We start from the raw sequence: 18,923 nt of genomic DNA on the forward strand, positions 1-18,923 counted from the left end.
GTTGACGTCAAGCGCGTCGAGGCTTCTATTCACTAGCCGTTGAGAATATGCGATGAACTTTTGCAGCCAGTGTGGTGATAAAGTACGTTTTGCCATCCCGGAAGGCGATGACCGCCAGCGCTACCTGTGCGATGCCTGCGGCACGATTCACTATCAGAACCCACGCATTGTCGCCGGTACGCTGCCCGTCAGCGGTAGTAAAGTGCTGCTCTGTAAACGGGCGATTTCACCGCGCAAAGGCTACTGGACACTGCCCGCCGGCTATATGGAAAATGCCGAATCAACCCAGCAGGCCGCTTCCCGTGAGACCCGTGAAGAGGCCTGTGCCGAGGTCGAACTGGCCAACCTCTACACGCTAATTGACCTGCCGCATATCAATCAGGTGTATATGATTTTTCGCGCCGAATTAGTCGGTGGCTTCAGCGCCGGGCCGGAAAGCCTGGAAGTCGCGCTGTTCGAAGAGCATGAGATCCCTTGGGATGAGCTCGCCTTCATGACTATTGAGCGCACCCTCAAGCATTTTTACGCCGACCGCCCCCGCAATGAATTTCCGCTGCATATCAGCATGGTAACGCCAGAAGATCGCGAGCGTTATTTTGGCAGTGCGTAAGACGTTAAAGGTCTGATTATAGATCGGCGAGCTGCCACACATCATAAGCGACTTCTTCATAGGGGTGGGCAAGCCTCAAGGCCGCGATGGCGCCGTGAATATGCGCTTCATCGCAGAGCAGTTCGACTTTGAACTCTTCGACCTTTTCCAAGCTGCCCACCGAGCCGATGTGCGGGTGGGCGCCTTCCGTTGGGCGAAACTGCCCCGTGCCTCGGGTTTGAAAACAGACGTTTTCGTACGCCCCTACACGCCCGGCTCCGGCTTCGAATACCGCCTGTTTGACACTTTCGGCATCTTCTACGGGGACAAAAAATGCGAGCTTATACATACTGTACCTCCAAACGATCAATCCAGTGTGAAACGTTGAACTCTGGCTATGTTAGCGGATAGGCGACTACTGGTCGCGGGCTTGGCTTTGTATGATGATGCTTTTATGACGTTTACCCACGATTGTTAGATGAGCCATCCCATGGATAAATTTGAGGTAAAGCTGGATCAGGCGGCCAGAGCCGCATGGATGTCTTACGTAGGTGGAATGACCCAGGATGAGATCGCCAGCCAGTTGGGTGTCTCACGACCCGGTGTGCAGCGTTTATTGGCGTTGGCTCGCCAGGAAGGGCTGGTAAAAGTGCATATTGATCACCCGATCTCTAACTGCATGGCGCTGGGCAGCACGCTGCGCGACCACTTTGGCTTGACCTACTGTGAAGTGGTACCTGCCGATAGCCACGCCGCCGACAGCGCCGCTTCCTACTTGGCAGTCGCTGCTGCCGAGCGCATTGCGCAACTGGTCGAACGCAGCGAGCCATTAACCCTGTCGCTAGGCACCGGGCGTTCTGTGCGGGCCGCGGTGGAAGCGCTTAGCCGCGTTGAGCGGCCCCAACATCGCTTTGTGTCGCTGGTGGGCAATGTCGCCCGAGATGGTTCGGCCAACCGCTACGATGCGGTGATGGTGATGGCGGATAAAACCGGCGGCGAACGCTTCTTACTGCCTGCACCGGTGGTCGCCGAGTCGCTGGCTGAAAAAGAGGCGATGCTGGCTCAACGCCTCTTTAAAGCGATTGCTGATGTGGCGCGACAGTCAGAAGCAGCGTTTATCGGTGTCGGGCGCATCGACCGTCAGGCCACGCTGTTTCAAGACCATTTCATTAGTGAAAGCGAGCTGGATGAATTGTTGGGACTGAAAGCGGTAGGGGAGTTGCTTGGTTGGCCGCTGAATCGCGACGGCGAGGTGATAGACTGCTCAATTACGCGGCGGGTCACCAGTCTTCCCCTGGAGCGCTTTGGTAAGCACCATATGGTGGCGATTGCGGGAGGGCACGAAAAAGCCCCGGCGATCCATGCCGCATTGCGCGGCGGCTGGCTGAAGGGCTTGGTGACTGACGAAGTGGCCGCGCGGCAGATCGTTGAAGCACTCTAGGGCTTTCAAACCCAGCTGCGTGCACTGCAATATGCGTTAGAGATAATGAATTAGCGTAAAGTCTAAGCTAATCAGCTTTGCTTTTTTTTGGCTTACGTACGATCATTTGTTCGATAGTTGATCAATAAGATCAAGGCGACAACAATGCCAATACCAGCCCATAGGAGTGCTTTATGCGACTCGCACGTCACTTGCCCGTTACCACGCTAGCGGCCGCCATTGCCATGTCGGGCCATGCCCAGGCGCAAACCGAAATTACCGTGGCCACGGTTAACAACAACGATATGGTGATTATGCAGAGCCTCACCGAGGCTTTCGAAGAGGCTCACCCCGATATCACCCTGGACTGGGTGGTGCTTGAGGAGAACGTGTTACGTCAGCGCATGACCACCGATATTGCTACTGGTGGCGGCCAATTCGACGTGATGACCATCGGCACTTACGAAGTACCTATTTGGGCAGAACGCGGCTGGCTCTCCCCGCTGGATAATCTGCCCGACGATTACAACGAAGACGATCTGCTGACCTCGGTGCGCGATGGTTTGAGCTTGGACGGCACGCTGCATGCGCTGCCTTTCTACGCCGAAAGCTCGATGATGTACTACCGCCAGGATCTGTTTGAGGAAGCGGGTATTGAAATGAGCGATCAGCCCACCTGGGAAGAGGTGCGTGAGTGGGCGGGCGAGCTGCACGGCAGCGAAGAAGGTCTGGCCGGTATCTGTCTGCGCGGTAAACCAGGCTGGGGTGAAAACATGGCCTTTGTTTCCACCCTGGTGAATACCTACGGTGGCCGCTGGTTTGACGAAGAGTGGAACCCAGAGCTCAACTCTGAAGCCTGGGTTAACGCTATCCAGTTCTATGTCGATTTGCTCAACGACTACGGCCCGCCAGGCGCAAGTTCCAACGGCTTTAACGAAAATCTGGCGCTGTTCTCCCGTGGCAACTGCGCAATGTGGGTGGATGCTACGTCGGCAGCGGGCAAGCTGTATGACGGCAATGAGTCCGATGTGGCGGACAGCTTAGGTTTTGCCCCAGCGCCTATCGCAAAAACACCCAAAGGCTCACACTGGTTGTGGTCCTGGGCGCTAGCTATCCCGGCCTCTTCAGAGAACCAGGAAGCGGCGCGCGAGTTTATTACCTGGGCGACCTCACAAGAGTACATTGAACTGGTCGGTGAAACTCAAGGCTGGACCAGCGTGCCGCCAGGCACTCGTGAGTCGACCTACGCCAATGAACAGTACACCGAAGCAGCCCCCTTTGCTGACTTCGTGCTGAAGGCTATTCAAGACGCCGACCCTACCGACTCCACCCTGGAACCCAATCCCTATGTGGGCGTGCAGTTTGTGGGCATTCCAGAGTTTCAGTCGATCGGCACCCAGGTTGGCCAAACCATTGCCGCGGCGCTGACCGGTGACACCACCGTTGAACAGGCGCTAGACAGTGCTCAGCGTGCCACCGAACGCACCATGCAGCGTGCCGGTTATCTAGACTGATGGCCCGCAATGCCTGCCTTAGCTAACTAGGCAGGCATTGCCCCCACACTGTTTCTGCAGGTATTTCCATGAATAAAACACGTGCTTCTGGCCGGACGGTCGGCGGGCTAAGGACGCTTTCGCTTCAAGCGCCTGCTGTAACGCTGTTATTGCTTTGGATGATTGTGCCACTGGGCATGACGCTATGGTTCTCCTTCCAGCGTTATAACCTGCTAATGCCCGGCATGACGGGCTTTGCCGGGTTGGAAAACTATGAATACCTTCTCACCGACCCTGCCCTATGGGCCGCTATGGGCAACACGCTGCTGCTGGTGGGGTGGGTGCTGGCGATTACTGTAGTGGGCGGCACACTGCTGGCGGTGCTGTTCCAGCAGGAGTTTGCGGGGCGCGGGATTGCCCGTGTGCTGGCGATCTCACCGTTTTTTGTAATGCCCACCGTGAGTGCCCTGGTGTGGAAAAACATGATGATGCATCCCTCGAATGGGGTGCTGGCATGGCTGGCTGAGTCCATTGGGCTGCCCGCTGTCGATTGGTTCTCTTCGCTGCCGCTAACCTCGATTGTGATCATCGTTGCATGGCAGTGGCTGCCGTTTGCACTGCTGATCCTGCTCACCGCGATGCAATCCCTGGATGAGGATCAGGTGGAAGCGGCGCGGATGGACGGCGCAGGGCCGGTGGCGATTTTTTTCTTTATCACTCTGCCGCATCTAAAGCGTGCCATCAGCGTGGTGATCATGATTGAGATGATCTTCCTGCTGACCATCTTTGCCGAAATTTTCGTCACTACCTCCGGCGGGCCTGGCTTGGCGACGACCAATCTGGCTTACCTGATTTACATTCGTGCGTTACTGGATTTTGACGTAGGCACTGCCTCCGCCGGTGGGGTGATTGCGATCATCCTCGCCAATATCGTGGCGATCTTCCTGGTTCGAATGGTAGCCAAAAACCTGGAAGATTAGACCGGCACTTGTGTCTTGGGAGTACTTCGATGACAACATTAAGTTCCAAAACCGCAGCGCCACGCTCGGTGTCAGGGTGGCGGTCGGCGCAAAGCAAGCGCATCTTGCTGACGCTTTTGGGGTGGTCGGTGGCGCTGGTGATCTTCTTTCCGATTTTCTGGATGATCCTGACCGGCTTTAAAACGGAAACAGCGGCGATTGCCGACCCCTCGCTGATTTTTTCGCCCACCTTAGAGAGCTATCAGGACGTGCATGCGCGTTCCGGCTATGCACGCTTTGCGCTCAACAGTGTCGCGGTGGCATTTGGCTCAACGTTCTTCGCGCTGCTGATTGCGATTCCTTCAGCCTATGCCATGGCCTTTTTGCCCACTAAGCGTACCAAAGGCACGCTGCTATGGATGCTCTCCACCAAAATGCTGCCCTCGGTAGGCGTGCTGGTGCCGATTTATCTCATATTCCGCGACGTTGGGCTGCTCGACACACGCACCGGTCTCATCATCATCTATACCCTGATGAACCTGCCGATTGTGGTGTGGATGCTCTACACCTTCTTCAAGGATATGCCCAAAGACATTCTTGAAGCAGGGCGTATGGACGGCGCCTCCACTCTCCAGGAAGTGTTCTTTCTGCTGTTGCCACTCACGCTGCCCGGTATCGCCTCAACGGGCCTGCTATCGGTCATTTTGAGTTGGAACGAGGCGTTCTGGAGTCTCAACCTAACGACCTCAAGTGCTGCACCGTTAACCGCCTATATCGCCTCATTCTCAAGCCCTGAGGGGCTGTTCTGGGCCAAATTGTCCGCCGCTTCCACCATGGCGATTGCGCCGATTTTAATACTTGGTTGGATGACCCAAAAACAAATGGTACGTGGCCTGACCTTTGGTGCCGTCAAGTAAAGGATCTTCCTCATGGCAACACTACAACTGAACAATATTACCAAGCGTTTCGGCGACACCGAGGTGATCAAGGGCATCGACCTTGAGGTCAATGACCGAGAATTTGTGGTCTTCGTTGGTCCCTCCGGCTGCGGTAAATCGACTCTGATGCGTATGATCGCCGGGCTGGAAAGTGCGACCGACGGCGATATTTTGATCGACGGACAGCGCATCAATGACGTCGGCCCCGCCGACCGTGGCCTCGCCATGGTGTTTCAGAGCTACGCGCTTTACCCGCATATGACGGTAGAGGGCAACATGGGCTTCAGCATGCGCTTGGCCGGAGTGCCCAAGGAGGAGCGACGCGCCAAGGTGCTGGAAGCGGCCAAAATTCTCCAGTTAGAGCCGCTGTTGGATCGTAAGCCCAAAGCGCTCTCGGGTGGTCAGCGCCAACGGGTGGCGATTGGTCGGGCGATTGTGCGTAATCCCAGCATCTTCCTGTTCGATGAGCCGCTCTCCAACTTGGATGCTGCGCTGCGGGTTCAGATGCGTATCGAGCTGGCGCGTCTGCATGATGAGCTGGACGCCACCATGATTTACGTCACCCACGACCAGATTGAAGCCATGACCATGGCGGATAAAATCGTCGTGCTCCACGACGGCGTGGTCGAGCAGGTGGGCTCGCCAATGGCACTCTACCACCACCCCCGCAATCGCTTTGTGGCGGGCTTTATTGGCTCACCGAAAATGAATTTTCTACCGGTGACGTTGATCGGAGTAACGCCTGAAGGCGTAGCGATTCGTCTGCCCGGTGGCGGCGAGCGCAGCGTGCCGGTGGACGGTGCGCACTTGGATGCAAACGCCACCCTCGAGCTGGGTGTTCGCCCAGAACACCTGATACTCGAGGAGCAGGGGCCGCTGAGTGGGCAGATCAAAGTGCTTGAGCGCCTCGGCGGTCAAACCTCGCTCTACGTTCAAATGGACGATGAACTGATCACTATTATGGCTGATGGCGATGTGGCCTATCGGGTCAACGAGACCGTGCGTTTCGGCTTTGCCCCCGAGCGCGCTCACCTGTTTGACGCAGGCGGGCTAGCCCTACCTAGCTTGCAGCAGCATCCGCTAGCGGGGCTGACTCGCCATGACAACCGCGCCCCCGGCTCGCCTTCTGAGGAGCCTTCATGAGGACGTTAATCTTTGATTGTGATGGTGTGCTGGTCGACAGCGAGGCTCTTGCGGAAGGCACACTGGTGGAGTACCTCTCCCACTGGCTGCCCGATCTGAACATCGACCAGGAATTAGGTCAAGCGCTGGGGATGACCACGGCGGCTATTCTCGCTCATCTCGAAGCGCTAAGCGCCCACATGTTGCCATTGGACGCCACAGAACAGGTAGATACCGCTATCGAGGCCCGATTGGCGCAGGAGCTTAAAGCTATAGACGGCGCCGACAAGGCGATTCGTGGCATTACCTTGGAAAAGGCGGTGGTTTCCAACAGTCGGCGCAGCCGCGTATTGGCATCACTGGCAAGCACTGGGTTGGCCGATGCGTTGGGCGAGGTGCCCATTTTTACCGCTGATCAGGTAGCGCACCCCAAGCCCGACCCCGCACTCTACCGATTGGCGGCATCTCACTTAGGCCAAGTGCCGCGTGACTGCCTGGTGGTAGAAGATAGCGTGGCCGGGGTGACGGCCGCCCGTGCTGCGGGTATGTGCGTGATTGGGTTTGTCGGCGCCAGCCATGTGGATGTTGATCAAGCGGCGCGCCTTACTCAAGTCGGTGCCTGGCGTATTTTAGAACATATGCACGGCCTGGAAGCCTTGGTGGACGAATGGCAAGCCAAGGGTTCCAGCTGTTCGCCTTAACGAGAGCATGACGATGAAACTAACCAACAAAATCGCGGTGATTACTGGCGGCGCGCGGGGCATCGGCTTGGCCATTGCCCAGCGTTATTTAAGCGAAGGCGCCAGCGTGGTTGTGGCGGATATTGATCGGGCCGCTATCGATGATGCTTTAGCGACGCTGCAGCAGCAGGCGCCTGCCGAAAAAGTGATGGGGGTCGAGCTGAATGTCTGCGATCAGGCCTCGATCGATGCCATGGTTAAAACGGTAATAGAGCGCTTTGGTGGCATCGATATTTTGGTCAATAACGCTGCCATCTTTGATATGGCGCCGGTGCTAGAGGTGACCGAGGAGAGCTTCGATAAGCAGTTTGCGGTCAATACCAAAGGCATGTTTTTTACCCTGCAGGCGGTTGCCCGTTCGATGGTGGCCCGTGGCCAGGGTGGCAAAATCATTAATATGGCCTCCCAGGCAGGCCGCCGTGGTGAAGCCCTGGTAAGCGTTTACTGCGCCAGCAAAGCGGCTGTCATCAGTCTTACCCAATCCAGTGGGCTGGATCTGATCAAACACGGTATCAACGTTAACGGCATTGCCCCAGGGGTTGTGGACACGCCGATGTGGGAAGAGGTCGACGCAATGTTTGCCCGTTACGAGAACCGTCCGCTCGGCGAGAAAAAACGCTTGGTGGGCGAGGCGGTGCCGTTTGGGCGTATGGGGCTCCCCGAAGATCACACCGGCGCGGCGCTGTTCTTGGCCAGCCAAGACAGTGATTACGTGGTCGCCCAGACACTCAATGTCGATGGCGGCAACTGGATGAGCTGAGGTGGCCATGACCCCTGATCTTGATACGTTAGCCCATCAGATTATTCGCGCCGCCGAAGGCGCCTCACGCTATCTGGTCGCACTAGCAGGGCCGCCGGGGGCGGGGAAATCCTATCGCAGCGTCCAGCTCTGTGATGCCATTAATCAGCACCTGCCGGGCCAGGCAGGGCTAGTGCCCATGGATGGCTACCACTTCGATAACGCTGTGCTGGGCGAGGAGCAGGTGCCGATAAAAGGCGCGCCCCATACCTTCGATGTGGAGGGGTTGCGCTGCGACCTCGAGCGCATCCGCCAGGCTAGCCACCCGGTAGCGGTACCGGTTTTTGACCGCCCGTTGGATCTAGCCCGTGCCGGTGGACGATTGATCACCCTTGAGCAGCGAATCGTTATTGTCGAGGGCAACTACCTGCTGCTTGACCGCTCCCCCTGGCGCGAACTGCGACCGCTGTTCGATTGGACGCTATTTTTAGACGTCGATGACGTTGTGCTGGTTGAGCGGCTGATCAATCGCTGGCTTGAGATGGGCCAGGGGCGAGCCGGGGCGCTGGAGCGCACCCATCACAAAGATATGCTCAACGCTCAGTTGGTGAAGAGTTGCTGTTTGCCGCCCGATCAGCGCTGGCGCTAGCGCTCTATATCGCCACTTGTTACCTGCCATATTCACCCCAACGCGCCAAGCAGGCCTTGGCTGGAGAGTCCCATGACCCGACTTAACAATCACAACCTGGGCAAGCTAACCGACGATGTTGCCAAATCTAATTACGTTGCCAAACCTCAGTATGACCGCAAGACTCTCACCCCTGGCATCGTACATATTGGGGTAGGCGGCTTTCACCGCGCCCACCAAGCGATGTATCTGGATGCATTGATGAACCAGGGCGAGGCGCTGGATTGGGGCATTGTCGGCGTAGGCGTGATGCCTGGCGACAAACGCATGCAGCTGGCGCTGGCAGCGCAGGATTACCTCTACACCCTGGTGGTGAAACACCCCGATGGCCAGTATGAGCCGCGGGTCATTGGCAGTATGGTGAATTACCTGTTTGCACCGGAAGACACCGAGGCAGTCATTGAGCAGATGGCTGATCCGGCGATTCGCATTGTATCCTTGACGGTAACCGAAGGCGGCTACAATTTTCATCCGGTGAGTGGCGAGTTCGATCTCAATAATTCCCAGGTGCGCGCCGATCTTGCCAACCCCACCCACCCCACCACCAGCTTCGGGCTGGTGGTGGAAGCGCTCGCCCGCCGCCGTGCGCGGGGTATTGCGCCGTTTACCGTGATGTCCTGCGATAATATTCAAGGTAACGGCGATGTAGCCAAGCGTATGTTTGGCGCCTATGCCCAGGCGCGTGACGCCGAGTTAGGCGCTTGGCTTGCCAGCGAGGTGGCGTTTCCCAACGCCATGGTGGATCGCATTACTCCGGTGACGTCGTCCACGGATATTGATGAACTGAGGCAGCGCTTTGGCGTAGAGGACGCCTGGCCGGTAGTCTGTGAACCCTTCACCCAGTGGGTGTTGGAAGATCACTTCCCCCTTGGGCGTCCGGCGTTTGATAAAGTGGGTGTTCAAGTCGTGGCGGATGTCGAGCCCTACGAACTGATGAAACTGCGCCTGCTCAACGCCAGCCACCAAGCGCTGACCTATTTTGGCTATTTGGCCGGATACCGCTACGCCCATGAGGTGTGCCAAGATCCGCTATTCGTTGATTTTTTACTGGGCTATATGCGCGAAGAGGGCACGCCGACCCTGGCGCCGGTGCCGGGGGTTGATTTGGAAACCTACCGCCTAACGCTGATTGAGCGCTTCGCCAACCCGCAAATCAAAGATACCCTGGCGCGGCTCTGTGCCGAGAGCTCTGACCGCATTCCTAAATGGCTAGTGCCGGTGATTCGCCAGCAGTTGGCACAAGATGGTGAAATAGAGCGCAGCGCCGCCGTGGTGGCTAGCTGGGCACGCTACGCTGAAGGGGTGGACGAGCATGGCGAGCCCATCGAGATTGTCGATCGCTTGAAAGCGCCGCTCATGGCGATTGCTGCGGAGAACCGTCAGCGACCAACGGCCTTTATCGAAAATCGCGAGCTGTTTGGCGACTTAATCGACAGCACCCGTTTTGTGGAAGCCTATCTAGCTGCTCTAAGTTCCCTGCACGAACGTGGCGCACGCGCTACGCTAGAGGGTCTGGCGTCGTCCAAAGGAACATTGTGATGTATATCGGGGTAGATTGCGGTACCCAGAGTACCAAGGTAGTGGTGGTAGACGTTGAGCGGGGCAAGATTCTGGCTGAAGCAAGCCGCCCTCATCACCTGGACGAGGGCGAAAATGGTCGCCGAGAGCAGGCGCCCGCGGAGTGGCTAGCCGCCTTGAAAGCGGCGTTTTTTGCCGCGTTGGATAAAGCCGCTGTATCGGCTAGCCAAGTGCGCGGCATTGGTGTCTCTGGCCAGCAGCACGGCATGGTCGCGCTCGATGGCGAAGGCGTGCCGGTCTATCCAGCCAAGCTGTGGTGCGATACCGAGACCAGCGCCCAGAACGCTGATTTGGTTACCCGCCTTGGCGGCGAAGCAGGTTGCTTAGAGAAGCTGGGACTGGTGCTGCAAACCGGCTATACCGCGTCTAAAGTCGCTTGGCTACGGGAGCATCAGCCGGATGCGTATCGACGCATTGAGAGCCTGCTGCTGCCTCACGACTATCTCAATTTTTGGCTAACCGGTGAACGGGTCACCGAGGCGGGCGATGCTTCCGGCACTGGCTACTTCGATACCCGTAAGCGCTGCTGGCAGCTGGATGTTTTTGCAGAGATAGCCCCAGAACTAGACCCGGCGCGGGTATTGCCCCAGCTGCTGGAAGCCCATGAACCGGTAGGCTTTGTGTGCTCGGCGGTGGCCCGCGAACTTGGGCTTGGCGATCAGGTTGTCGTCTCCTCCGGCGGTGGTGACAATATGCTGGGTGCCATTGGCACTGGCAATATTACCCCAGGGCTCATTACGCTGAGTTTAGGCACCTCCGGCACCGTTTGCGCTTACTCGGCTGACCCTGTTGAATGCGATAGCGCCATGGTCGCCAACTTCTGCTCCAGCACCGGTGGCTGGCTGCCGTTGATCTGCACGATGAACGTTACTTCGGCCACTACGCGGGTGCGCGAGCTGTTTGGCTTGGATCTGGCCGCCTTTGGCGAAAAAGTAGCCAGCGCGCCGATAGGGGCCGAGGGCGTTACCGTGCTGCCGTTTTTCAACGGCGAGCGGGTGCCGATGCTGCCCGACGCCTCCGCGGACTTTCTTTGCCTGACCAGCCTGAATACCACTCAGGCTAATTTGTGCCGGGCCGTGGTGGAGGGGGCCACTTTCGGGCTACGCTATGGGCTGGAATTGTTGGGTGATTTAACCGCCGGGGCGAGTCAGATTCGATTGATCGGTGGCGGCGCTAACAGCCCCGTATGGCGGCAGATGGTAGCGGACATCACCGGTACCCAGGTGATTTGCCCTGAGATTACCGATGCGGCCGCGCTTGGCGCCGCGATACAGGCGGCCTGGTGTGACCAGCGTGCAGAGGGCGTAACACTGGAAGCACTGTGTGAGCGGCTTGTCCATTTGGATGCCAAGTCGGTGGCTGACCCACAACCAGAGAGTGTGGCCGCTTACCAACCCATTTATACGCGTTATTGCGCAGCACTTGAACAACGCCATGGCGGCGCTTAAACGCATACCAAGGAGATTTTATGACCAGCCAGCTGCAACAGTTAAAGCAACATTCGCTTGTCGTCGCCGACACAGGAGATCTTGAGGCTATTCGCCGTTATCAGCCCCAGGATGCCACCACTAACCCGTCGCTGCTGCTCAAGGCATTTAGTCTGTCCGGTTATCAAGCGCTGATCGACGAAGAGCTGAGCAGCGTAAAAGCCTCTGGTGGCAGCCGTGAAGAGCAGGTCAAGCATGCCGTTGACCGTCTGGCGGTGGCGATGGGCAGTGAGATTTCCGCCGTGGTACCGGGCCGTGTCTCCACCGAAGTGGCTGCTCGATTGTCGTTTGATACTCAGGCCAGCATCGCCAAGGCCCATGAGTTAATCGAACTGTACGACGCCCGCGGCGTGTCGCGGGATCGCGTGCTGATCAAGCTCGCCTCCACCTGGGAAGGGATTCGTGCCGCCGAGGTGCTTGAGCGTGAGGGCATTCAGTGCAACCTGACGCTACTGTTCAGTGATGCCCAAGCCCAGGCCTGCTTTGATGCCGGGGTGTTTTTGATTTCTCCCTTTGTCGGCCGCGTGACCGATTGGTATAAAAAAGAGACCGGCAACGACTACACGCCGGAAAACGACCCGGGCGTTCAGTTTGTTCAGGGTGTTTGTGAGCGCGCCAACCAGGGTGGCTACGACACCGTTGTAATGGGCGCAAGTTTCCGCACCACTGGCCAGGTGCTTGCCTTAGCAGGCTGCCCAAGGCTAACGATCTCGCCTGCCTTGCTAGAAGAGCTGGATGCCACCGAAGGCAGTGTCACCGCGCAAATTCAATCGGGTAAAGGCAGTGGCAAACCGACTGAGCCGCTGAGCGAAACCGCCTTCCGCTGGGGCCACAATCAAGACGCCATGGCCAACGACAAGCTCGCTGAAGGTATCCGCCGCTTCCACGATGATCAGCTGGAACTGGAATCATTGATCGATAAACGCTTGAGTTAAGCTACCAATCTTAGGACGTACTCATCCCTATGGAGAGTCGCACTATGGATGCCACCCTGAGCCAACTGCTCGAGTCTATCGAGTTAACCCCCACCGGCGGTTTGCAGCCGCTAAGTGGGGGTGATATTGCTGCCGTTTATCGCTTGGAGACACAGCACGGGCAGGTGGTGATTAAGCACGATGACGCGGCGCGAGTACGCGGTGAAGCCGAGGGGCTAGGTGCCTTGCGCAGCGCCTGCGAGAAGCTTGCGGTGCCGGAAGTGCTAGGTTTATCGGCGGGCTGGCTGGTCATTGAGTCATTAGACACAGTGCCCGTGGAGCCGAAGAGCGAGGCCGCGCTTGGTGAAGGGCTGCGCGGCCTGCACAGCGTAATTGGCGATGCCCACGGCTGGCATCAAGATAATGCCTGTGGGCAAACGCCTCAGCCGAATACCCCGCTTAGCGACGGACGAGCTTTTCAGCGCGAGCGTCGCCTACTTCCCCTGTGTGAGGCGTGCCACCAACGTGGTCTATTGAGTAATGAGCTGCGAGGGCGTATCGAGCGCTTAGCCCATGATTTAGAGCGCTGGTTGCCGAATGCACCGCCCAGCTTGCTACACGGCGATTGTTGGTCGGGGAATGTGCTTTTCACTACCAGGGGACCAGCGCTTATCGATCCGGCCGTTTATCGCCACTACCCGGAAGTTGATGTGGCGATGCTGACACTATTTGGTTCGCCAGGGGAGGCCTTTTTTGACGCCTACTGGAACGGCAACGCCCCGACCGAATGGCCGAGGCGTGAAGCCCTGTTTCAGCTCTATCCGCTGCTGAATCACCTGCTGCTGTTCGGTGCCGGTTACCGTTCGGCGGTTGAACGCAGCGTGGTGAGGCTCGAGTCTTTCAGCTGAGTCTTACCAAGACTTATAGGGCAAAAACTTGCCGTTCATGGTGAGTAATACCCGGTCGCCTTTGGGATCTTCGATTTTGTCGACCTCCATAGTGAAGTCGATGGCGCTCATGATGCCGTCGCCAAACTTCTCCTGTACCACGTCTTTAAGAGTCTCCCCGTAAACGCCGACAACTTCATACAGGCGGTAGATGAACGGGTCTTGGGGAATCGCTTCATCCCAGGCTTTGGTAGGGAAGGCCACCAGGGCGTCGGTGACATCACTCTCCACACCCAGTGTGTCGCAAAGCTTAGCGGCAACCTCTTGGCTGGCGCTGTTCATACCGTAACAGGCGGAGGCGACCCAGACTGGCGACATGTTGACCGCTTTACCAATATCATCCCAGCTCATCTTTTTACGCGCTTTGGCGGCGAGCAGGGTGTGACGCATTTCGAGCTTATCCATGATGGTTCTCCTTTATAGGGGAGGGCGTTTGAAGCCCTTTTTTTGCCTAATAGGCTGTGATCAAGACAACACTTTTTTGGCTTGGGTACGGACGTGGGTGGTGTAAAGAACGAGACCAACCAGGGTCAGGCCGCCGACCAAGTTACCCAGTACCGTGGGAATCTCGTTCCACATGATGTATTGATACAGAGTGAAGTCAGCGCCCATCATCAGACCAATTGGGAACAGGAACATGTTGACCACGGAGTGCTCAAAACCGAGATAGAAAAACACAATAATTGGCATCCACATGGCCATGATTTTGCCGGACACCGTTGTGGAGATGGCGGCGCCCACCACGCCCATGGAGACCATCCAGTTACAGAACATGCCCCTCAGGAAGAGCACGATCCAGCCGGCAATCCCCGCCTCCTGATAACCCACCGTGCGACTTTCTCCAACGGCCATCATCGTTTGGCCGACAGCGTTGATCTCCTCGGTGCCGCCCATGGTGAAATTCAGGTAGCCGAAGGTGGCGATAAATAGGGCACCTCCAAGGTTGCCAAGACCCACCAGCGCCCAGCACTTCAGCATGCGCGGCAGTGTCACACCGGGTCTTTTGTCGAGCCATGCAAGAGGTACCAGCGTAAAAACACCAGTGAGCAGGTCATAGCCCATCAGGTAGAGCATCACAAAGCCCACGGGGAAGAGCAGTGCTCCAATTAAAAAGTGGCCTGTTTGGGTCGCGATGGTAATGGCAAAAATAACTGCCAACGCTAGGGTCGCCCCCGCCATAAAGGAACGGATAAGCGTATCCCGAGTACCCATATAGACTTTGGACTCACCCTGATCCACCAACTTGGTGACAAATTCACTTGGCATTAGATAAGACATAAGTATGTCTCCTGTGTCATTTCGGTTAATTAACGCCTAACCCTAGAGTTTTAGTGTTTCCTGGCAGGAGTAATAAATAGGAGCAATAAAACCGATGGCTGCGCCGTCCTGGTGCAAAAGAGATTAAGCGTATGGCGCTATCGCACTATCCACATAGCTATTGCTATTTGTGTGCCAACTCGCGCGTATTGTTTTTAATCGTCTGTTTTTAATAAATTAATTGGTTTTTTGAAGGAGTTTTTGAATTGCATATCGAGTTACGAAAAATCGTAATTAACGATATTTCGTTGCTTTATTTACGAAATGTCGTAATTGGCGCGGGAATTGAATGGTTAAGGAGAGACCACCTAGAGCCATGAGGTATGCAATGGATGAGCAACAACGCAATCACACCGCGGCGCTGATGGTCGCTTTTTCACCTTTGGCGATGATAGTGGTCGACCCTTATGCCGATAAGTTACTGGACGCTAACTCTGCCGCCTGTGAGTTGCTCAATATTAATGAAGCACTGCCTCTAAAGGCGCCTTTTAGCCATCGTTTAAGTGCTTCACTGCCGCTATGGGTGAGCTTCACCGATGAGACGCTGGTGCAAAAAACGGCCTGGTCGGATGACCTGGTGATACTAGACATGCTGCGCCAGCCTTATCGGGTAGAAGTTTATGCCCAGCATATTGAAGACTCTTCACAGCTGTTACTGACGCTGATAGACCGCAATAAAGCTGAGCAGCGGCGAGCAAAAGCGGAATTAGGCCGCCAACACCGCCAGGGGGAAGTGGGTTGGCAGCGGGTCGAACAGGTGTTCGAACGGATTGAAAAGCAGAACCAGCTGATTCTGGGCGCAGCGGGTGAGGGGATTTACGGCCTGGATGCTGAAGGAAAAACCACCTTCGTGAATCCTGCCGCCGAGCGAATTCTGGGCTGGAGTACCGAAGATATGGTAGGCCACGATGCGCACCTAATGTTTCATCATACCCACGCCGATGGCAGCCACTTCCCGGTGCAGCAGTGTCCTATCCACGCCTCATTCAGCGACGGCCAGGTGCACCACGTCGATAACGAGGTGTTCTGGCACAAAAATGGTGAGGCGATTCCCGTTGAGTACACCAGCACCCCTATTTTTGAAATGGGCCGTTTGGTCGGGGCGGTGGTGCTATTTCGCGATATTCGTGAGCGCAAGCGCGCCGAGCAGCAGTTGCGTGATGCCCTTGCAGAAGTGGAGTCACTCAAACAGCGTCTGGAACTGGAGAATGAGTACCTTCAAGAAGAGATAAAAGCGGAGCTTAACCACCGCGATATTGTTGGCAATAGCCCGGCGGTGGCAAAACTGATCCAGCAGATTGAGCTGGTCGCTCCCACTAGCGCCAACGTGTTGATTAGCGGCGAGTCGGGTACCGGCAAAGAGCTGATTGCCCGGGCCATTCATGCCGGTAGCTCGCGCAGCGATCGACCGCTGATCCGCGTGAACTGTGCTGCTATTCCCCGTGATCTGTTTGAAAGCGAGTTTTTTGGCCATGTCAAAGGCGCCTTTACCGGCGCGGTACAGGATCGCCCTGGGCGCTTTGAGCTTGCCCACGGCGGCACGCTATTTTTGGATGAAGTCGGTGAAATCCCTCTGGAACTGCAGAGCAAGCTACTGCGGGTGCTGCAGGATCAGCAGTTTGAGCGGGTGGGCGATAACCGTACCCGCGAGGTAGATGTGCGGGTGATTGCTGCTACTAACCGTGATCTACGTGACATGATCGAAGAGGGCCACTTTCGTGAGGATCTCTATTTCCGCCTTAATGTCTTCCCGATTGATTCGGTACCGTTGCGCAAACGAATAGAAGATGTACCGCTGCTGGCACGGCATTTTTTACAGCGTGCCTGCCTGAAGTTTAATAAACCCGGCGTGCGCATTCCCCCCGCCCAGTTGGAAATTCTTCAGCGCTACCCATGGCCGGGCAATATTCGTGAGTTGGAAAACATTATTGAGCGCCAAGTGATTGTGACCCAGGATCGCCGCTTGATGTTTGATGACTTGCTATTGGGGGAGCCCCCGCGTGCGATAGGTCTTACTAATCCGGTTGCACCAGCCCACGCCAGCGTGGAGAAAAGTGAAACACTACTGCTGACCGAACATGCGCTGGGGCAGCGCCAGCGGGAGAGCACGATTGCCGCTCTGGAAAGGGCGGGAGGTAAAGTTTCTGGGGCAGGAGGTGCGGCGGAGTTGCTTGGCATAAAGCCCACGACGCTTGCCTCACGGCTAAATAAATGGGGCATCGACACGCGGGAGTTTCGTAGAAGAGAGCCACATTTATCGCCAAGGCATCATGCTTTGGACTAAGGTAAGCTGGAAGCGGCTTGACAATAGGTTGTTCACACATTTTCCGATTGTTCAAGGCTAGCATACATACATGAATGTAACTATAATGCTCATCTTTCTGAGTGGCACCGTACTTTGAGTGATTTTGTGCGCTGATTGATTGAGTGCGTTCGCCAACCTGATGCTGATACCTAGAGGCAATCCCATGCGACTGGCACACTGGGCAGTCAATGCCCCTTTACGACCCCTGCTGTTAGCGGTATTTACGGCTTCTTTTGTATTGCCTGCTCAAGCCGCCGACCTAATCACGATTACCCGTGATGCGTTGGATAATAACGCTGAGCTTGCTTCGGCGCGCTCGGAATATTTGGGTGTTGAAGCAGGCAGAGATGTTGTGCGTAGCGGGTTATTACCCCAAATTAACGCCTCGGGTACCGTGGCGCACAATGAACAGTATGAAAGCCAGGGTTCATCCCGAGCGGGAGTAGGGGCTGGAACGGGTAGTGTGAGCGCTGGTGATGACCGCTACAACACCGTATCGCTCTCCCTTGAAGCCACCCAGGCGCTCTATGATGAAGTAACCCGCCGACAAGTCACCCAGGCCGAGCGCCAGATTGACCAGCAGGTATATCTGCTAGCGGCGACTGAGCAGCAGTTGCTAATCGATGTAGCCAGCGCCTATTTCGACATTCTGCGTGCTCACGAAGTCCTCGAAGCGCGGTTTGCTCAAGAGCGAGCTATTGGCCGTCAGCTTGAGCAGGCCGGTGAGCAGTTTGAGGTCGGGTTGATTGCAATTACCGAAGTCGAAGAGGCCCGGGCTACCTTTGACCAGTCCCGTGCTGATCGCATTGCCGCAGAGAGCAATCTGCAGGTGGCATTTGAGGCTCTGGAGCAGTTGACCGGCCAGCGTTATGCCAGCATTGAGGCGCTGGGCGACAGTATGCCGATAGCACTTCCCGAGCCAAGCAGCCGCGATTACTGGGTAGAGCAGGCTATTGAGCGTAACCCTCAGGTATTGGCCCAACAAGCGGGGATCGAGGTGTCACGTAGCGGTGTAGATATTGCCCGCGCGGGTCGTTTACCCACGCTTTCAGCCTTTGGCAACTATCAGTATGGCGACAGTGATATTGATAATACCACCGGCAATGACTCCTCTAGCCAAGTAGGCATTCGCGCTAATTTACCCATCTACACCGGCGGCAGCACCAGCGCTAGTATCCGGCAAGGGACTTATCAGCTGGAAAGCAGCCAGTATGATTTCGAATCCCAGCGTCGTTCGTCGATTCAGCAAGTCCGCTCGCTTTATACCCAGGTTAGCAATGATGTGGAAACTGTCGAGGCTCGTGAGCAGGCCATCGTCTCCAACCAAAGTGCGCTGGAAGCAACACGCGCCGGTTACGAGGTCGGTACCCGTAACATAGTGGACGTTTTAAATGCTGAGCAGAATTTATACAACGCGATCGCCAACTATGCCGAGGCGCGATACAACTATGTCGTCAACCTGCTCTCGCTGCGTCAGCAAGCCGGACGCCTGGATGTAGACGCCATTGAGGAAGTCAATGCGTGGTTAACCGGCGATGAGGTGAATTTTACCTTGCCAGAAAGCGGTGGCGACGACCCCTATGAGCCCGCGCTCAACATCGGTGCACCGCCCCAGCCTGGTATGTAATTACCCGACGGTGGGAAGTGATTCAGGTGTGCATGTGCTATCGGTCACCTTAAAAAGATA

18 protein-coding genes are annotated in these 18,923 nt (G+C 56.4%); 15 read left to right on the forward strand and 3 right to left on the reverse strand.

The window, feature by feature from the left end; translation table 11 throughout:
* Positions 1 to 52 precede the first annotated feature (52 nt).
* The gene (locus SR894_RS05190; protein WP_133731204.1) at positions 53 to 610 is read left to right on the forward strand and encodes an NUDIX hydrolase; all 558 of its coding nucleotides are present in this window, start codon (positions 53 to 55) and stop codon (positions 608 to 610) included.
* Between the two features lie 16 nt (positions 611 to 626).
* Here SR894_RS05190 and SR894_RS05195 read toward each other — a convergent pair whose 3' ends face one another.
* Positions 627 to 938: a YqfO family protein gene (locus SR894_RS05195; RefSeq protein ID WP_133731203.1), complete on the reverse strand. Its 312-nt coding sequence runs from the start codon at positions 936 to 938 to the stop codon at positions 627 to 629.
* A 141-nt stretch (positions 939 to 1,079) separates the two neighbouring features.
* On the opposite strand from SR894_RS05195, the gene SR894_RS05200 reads away from it, so the two are divergent.
* From SR894_RS05200 to SR894_RS05255, 12 genes are all read left to right on the forward strand, one after another.
* Entirely contained in the window at positions 1,080 to 2,030 is a 951-nt protein-coding gene (locus tag SR894_RS05200; protein WP_133731202.1) for a sugar-binding transcriptional regulator, read from the forward strand.
* 173 nt (positions 2,031 to 2,203) lie between these two features.
* Entirely contained in the window at positions 2,204 to 3,523 is a 1,320-nt protein-coding gene (locus tag SR894_RS05205; protein WP_133731201.1) for an ABC transporter substrate-binding protein, read from the forward strand.
* A gap of 68 nt (positions 3,524 to 3,591) precedes the next feature.
* Positions 3,592 to 4,482 (forward strand): carbohydrate ABC transporter permease, encoded by an 891-nt coding sequence (locus SR894_RS05210; RefSeq protein ID WP_133731200.1) that lies wholly within the window; start codon positions 3,592 to 3,594, stop codon positions 4,480 to 4,482.
* A gap of 29 nt (positions 4,483 to 4,511) precedes the next feature.
* Positions 4,512 to 5,378, forward strand: coding sequence for a carbohydrate ABC transporter permease (locus tag SR894_RS05215; protein WP_022520498.1), 867 nt, complete (start codon positions 4,512 to 4,514; stop codon positions 5,376 to 5,378).
* 12 nt (positions 5,379 to 5,390) lie between these two features.
* A complete protein-coding gene (locus SR894_RS05220; RefSeq protein WP_133731199.1) occupies positions 5,391 to 6,542 on the forward strand; it encodes an ABC transporter ATP-binding protein in 1,152 nt (383 codons plus the stop codon).
* Positions 6,539 to 7,222, forward strand: a complete 684-nt coding sequence (locus tag SR894_RS05225) for an HAD family hydrolase (RefSeq protein ID WP_133731198.1) — start codon at positions 6,539 to 6,541, stop codon at positions 7,220 to 7,222. The genes SR894_RS05220 and SR894_RS05225 overlap by 4 nt, the downstream gene beginning before the upstream one ends.
* A 13-nt stretch (positions 7,223 to 7,235) precedes the next feature.
* Positions 7,236 to 8,021, forward strand: a complete 786-nt coding sequence (locus SR894_RS05230) for an L-iditol 2-dehydrogenase (RefSeq protein ID WP_133731197.1) — start codon at positions 7,236 to 7,238, stop codon at positions 8,019 to 8,021.
* A gap of 7 nt (positions 8,022 to 8,028) precedes the next feature.
* Positions 8,029 to 8,649, forward strand: coding sequence for a nucleoside/nucleotide kinase family protein (locus tag SR894_RS05235; RefSeq protein WP_133731196.1), 621 nt, complete (start codon positions 8,029 to 8,031; stop codon positions 8,647 to 8,649).
* Between the two features lie 72 nt (positions 8,650 to 8,721).
* A complete protein-coding gene (locus SR894_RS05240; RefSeq protein ID WP_223287810.1) occupies positions 8,722 to 10,227 on the forward strand; it encodes a mannitol dehydrogenase family protein in 1,506 nt (501 codons plus the stop codon).
* Positions 10,227 to 11,714 carry a xylulokinase gene (gene xylB / locus SR894_RS05245; protein ID WP_133731194.1) on the forward strand — a complete coding sequence of 496 codons (1,488 nt, stop codon included), beginning with the start codon at positions 10,227 to 10,229 and terminating at the stop codon, positions 11,712 to 11,714. The genes SR894_RS05240 and xylB overlap by 1 nt, the downstream gene beginning before the upstream one ends.
* A gap of 20 nt (positions 11,715 to 11,734) precedes the next feature.
* Positions 11,735 to 12,688, forward strand: coding sequence for a transaldolase (gene tal, locus SR894_RS05250; RefSeq protein ID WP_133731193.1), 954 nt, complete (start codon positions 11,735 to 11,737; stop codon positions 12,686 to 12,688).
* Positions 12,689 to 12,732: 44 nt separating this feature from the next.
* Positions 12,733 to 13,575 (forward strand): fructosamine kinase family protein, encoded by an 843-nt coding sequence (locus SR894_RS05255; protein WP_133731192.1) that lies wholly within the window; start codon positions 12,733 to 12,735, stop codon positions 13,573 to 13,575.
* 3 nt (positions 13,576 to 13,578) lie between these two features.
* On the opposite strand, the gene cynS is transcribed toward SR894_RS05255, so the two are convergent.
* Together cynS and SR894_RS05265 are read right to left on the reverse strand one after the other, a co-directional pair.
* Positions 13,579 to 14,019 (reverse strand): cyanase, encoded by a 441-nt coding sequence (gene cynS, locus SR894_RS05260; protein ID WP_133731191.1) that lies wholly within the window; start codon positions 14,017 to 14,019, stop codon positions 13,579 to 13,581.
* 60 nt (positions 14,020 to 14,079) lie between these two features.
* Positions 14,080 to 14,892, reverse strand: coding sequence for a formate/nitrite transporter family protein (locus SR894_RS05265; RefSeq protein WP_133731190.1), 813 nt, complete (start codon positions 14,890 to 14,892; stop codon positions 14,080 to 14,082).
* 367 nt (positions 14,893 to 15,259) lie between these two features.
* Here SR894_RS05265 and SR894_RS05270 point away from each other — a divergent pair, with 367 nt between their 5' ends.
* Together SR894_RS05270 and SR894_RS05275 are read left to right on the forward strand one after the other, a co-directional pair.
* Positions 15,260 to 17,215 carry a sigma 54-interacting transcriptional regulator gene (locus tag SR894_RS05270; RefSeq protein WP_133731189.1) on the forward strand — a complete coding sequence of 652 codons (1,956 nt, stop codon included), beginning with the start codon at positions 15,260 to 15,262 and terminating at the stop codon, positions 17,213 to 17,215.
* 184 nt (positions 17,216 to 17,399) lie between these two features.
* Positions 17,400 to 18,863, forward strand: a complete 1,464-nt coding sequence (locus tag SR894_RS05275; RefSeq protein WP_133731188.1) for a TolC family outer membrane protein — start codon at positions 17,400 to 17,402, stop codon at positions 18,861 to 18,863.
* The last annotated feature ends 60 nt before the right edge of the window (positions 18,864 to 18,923 follow it).

This window comes from Vreelandella neptunia (genome assembly GCF_034479615.1).
Classification (GTDB): Bacteria; Pseudomonadota; Gammaproteobacteria; order Pseudomonadales; family Halomonadaceae; genus Vreelandella; species Vreelandella neptunia.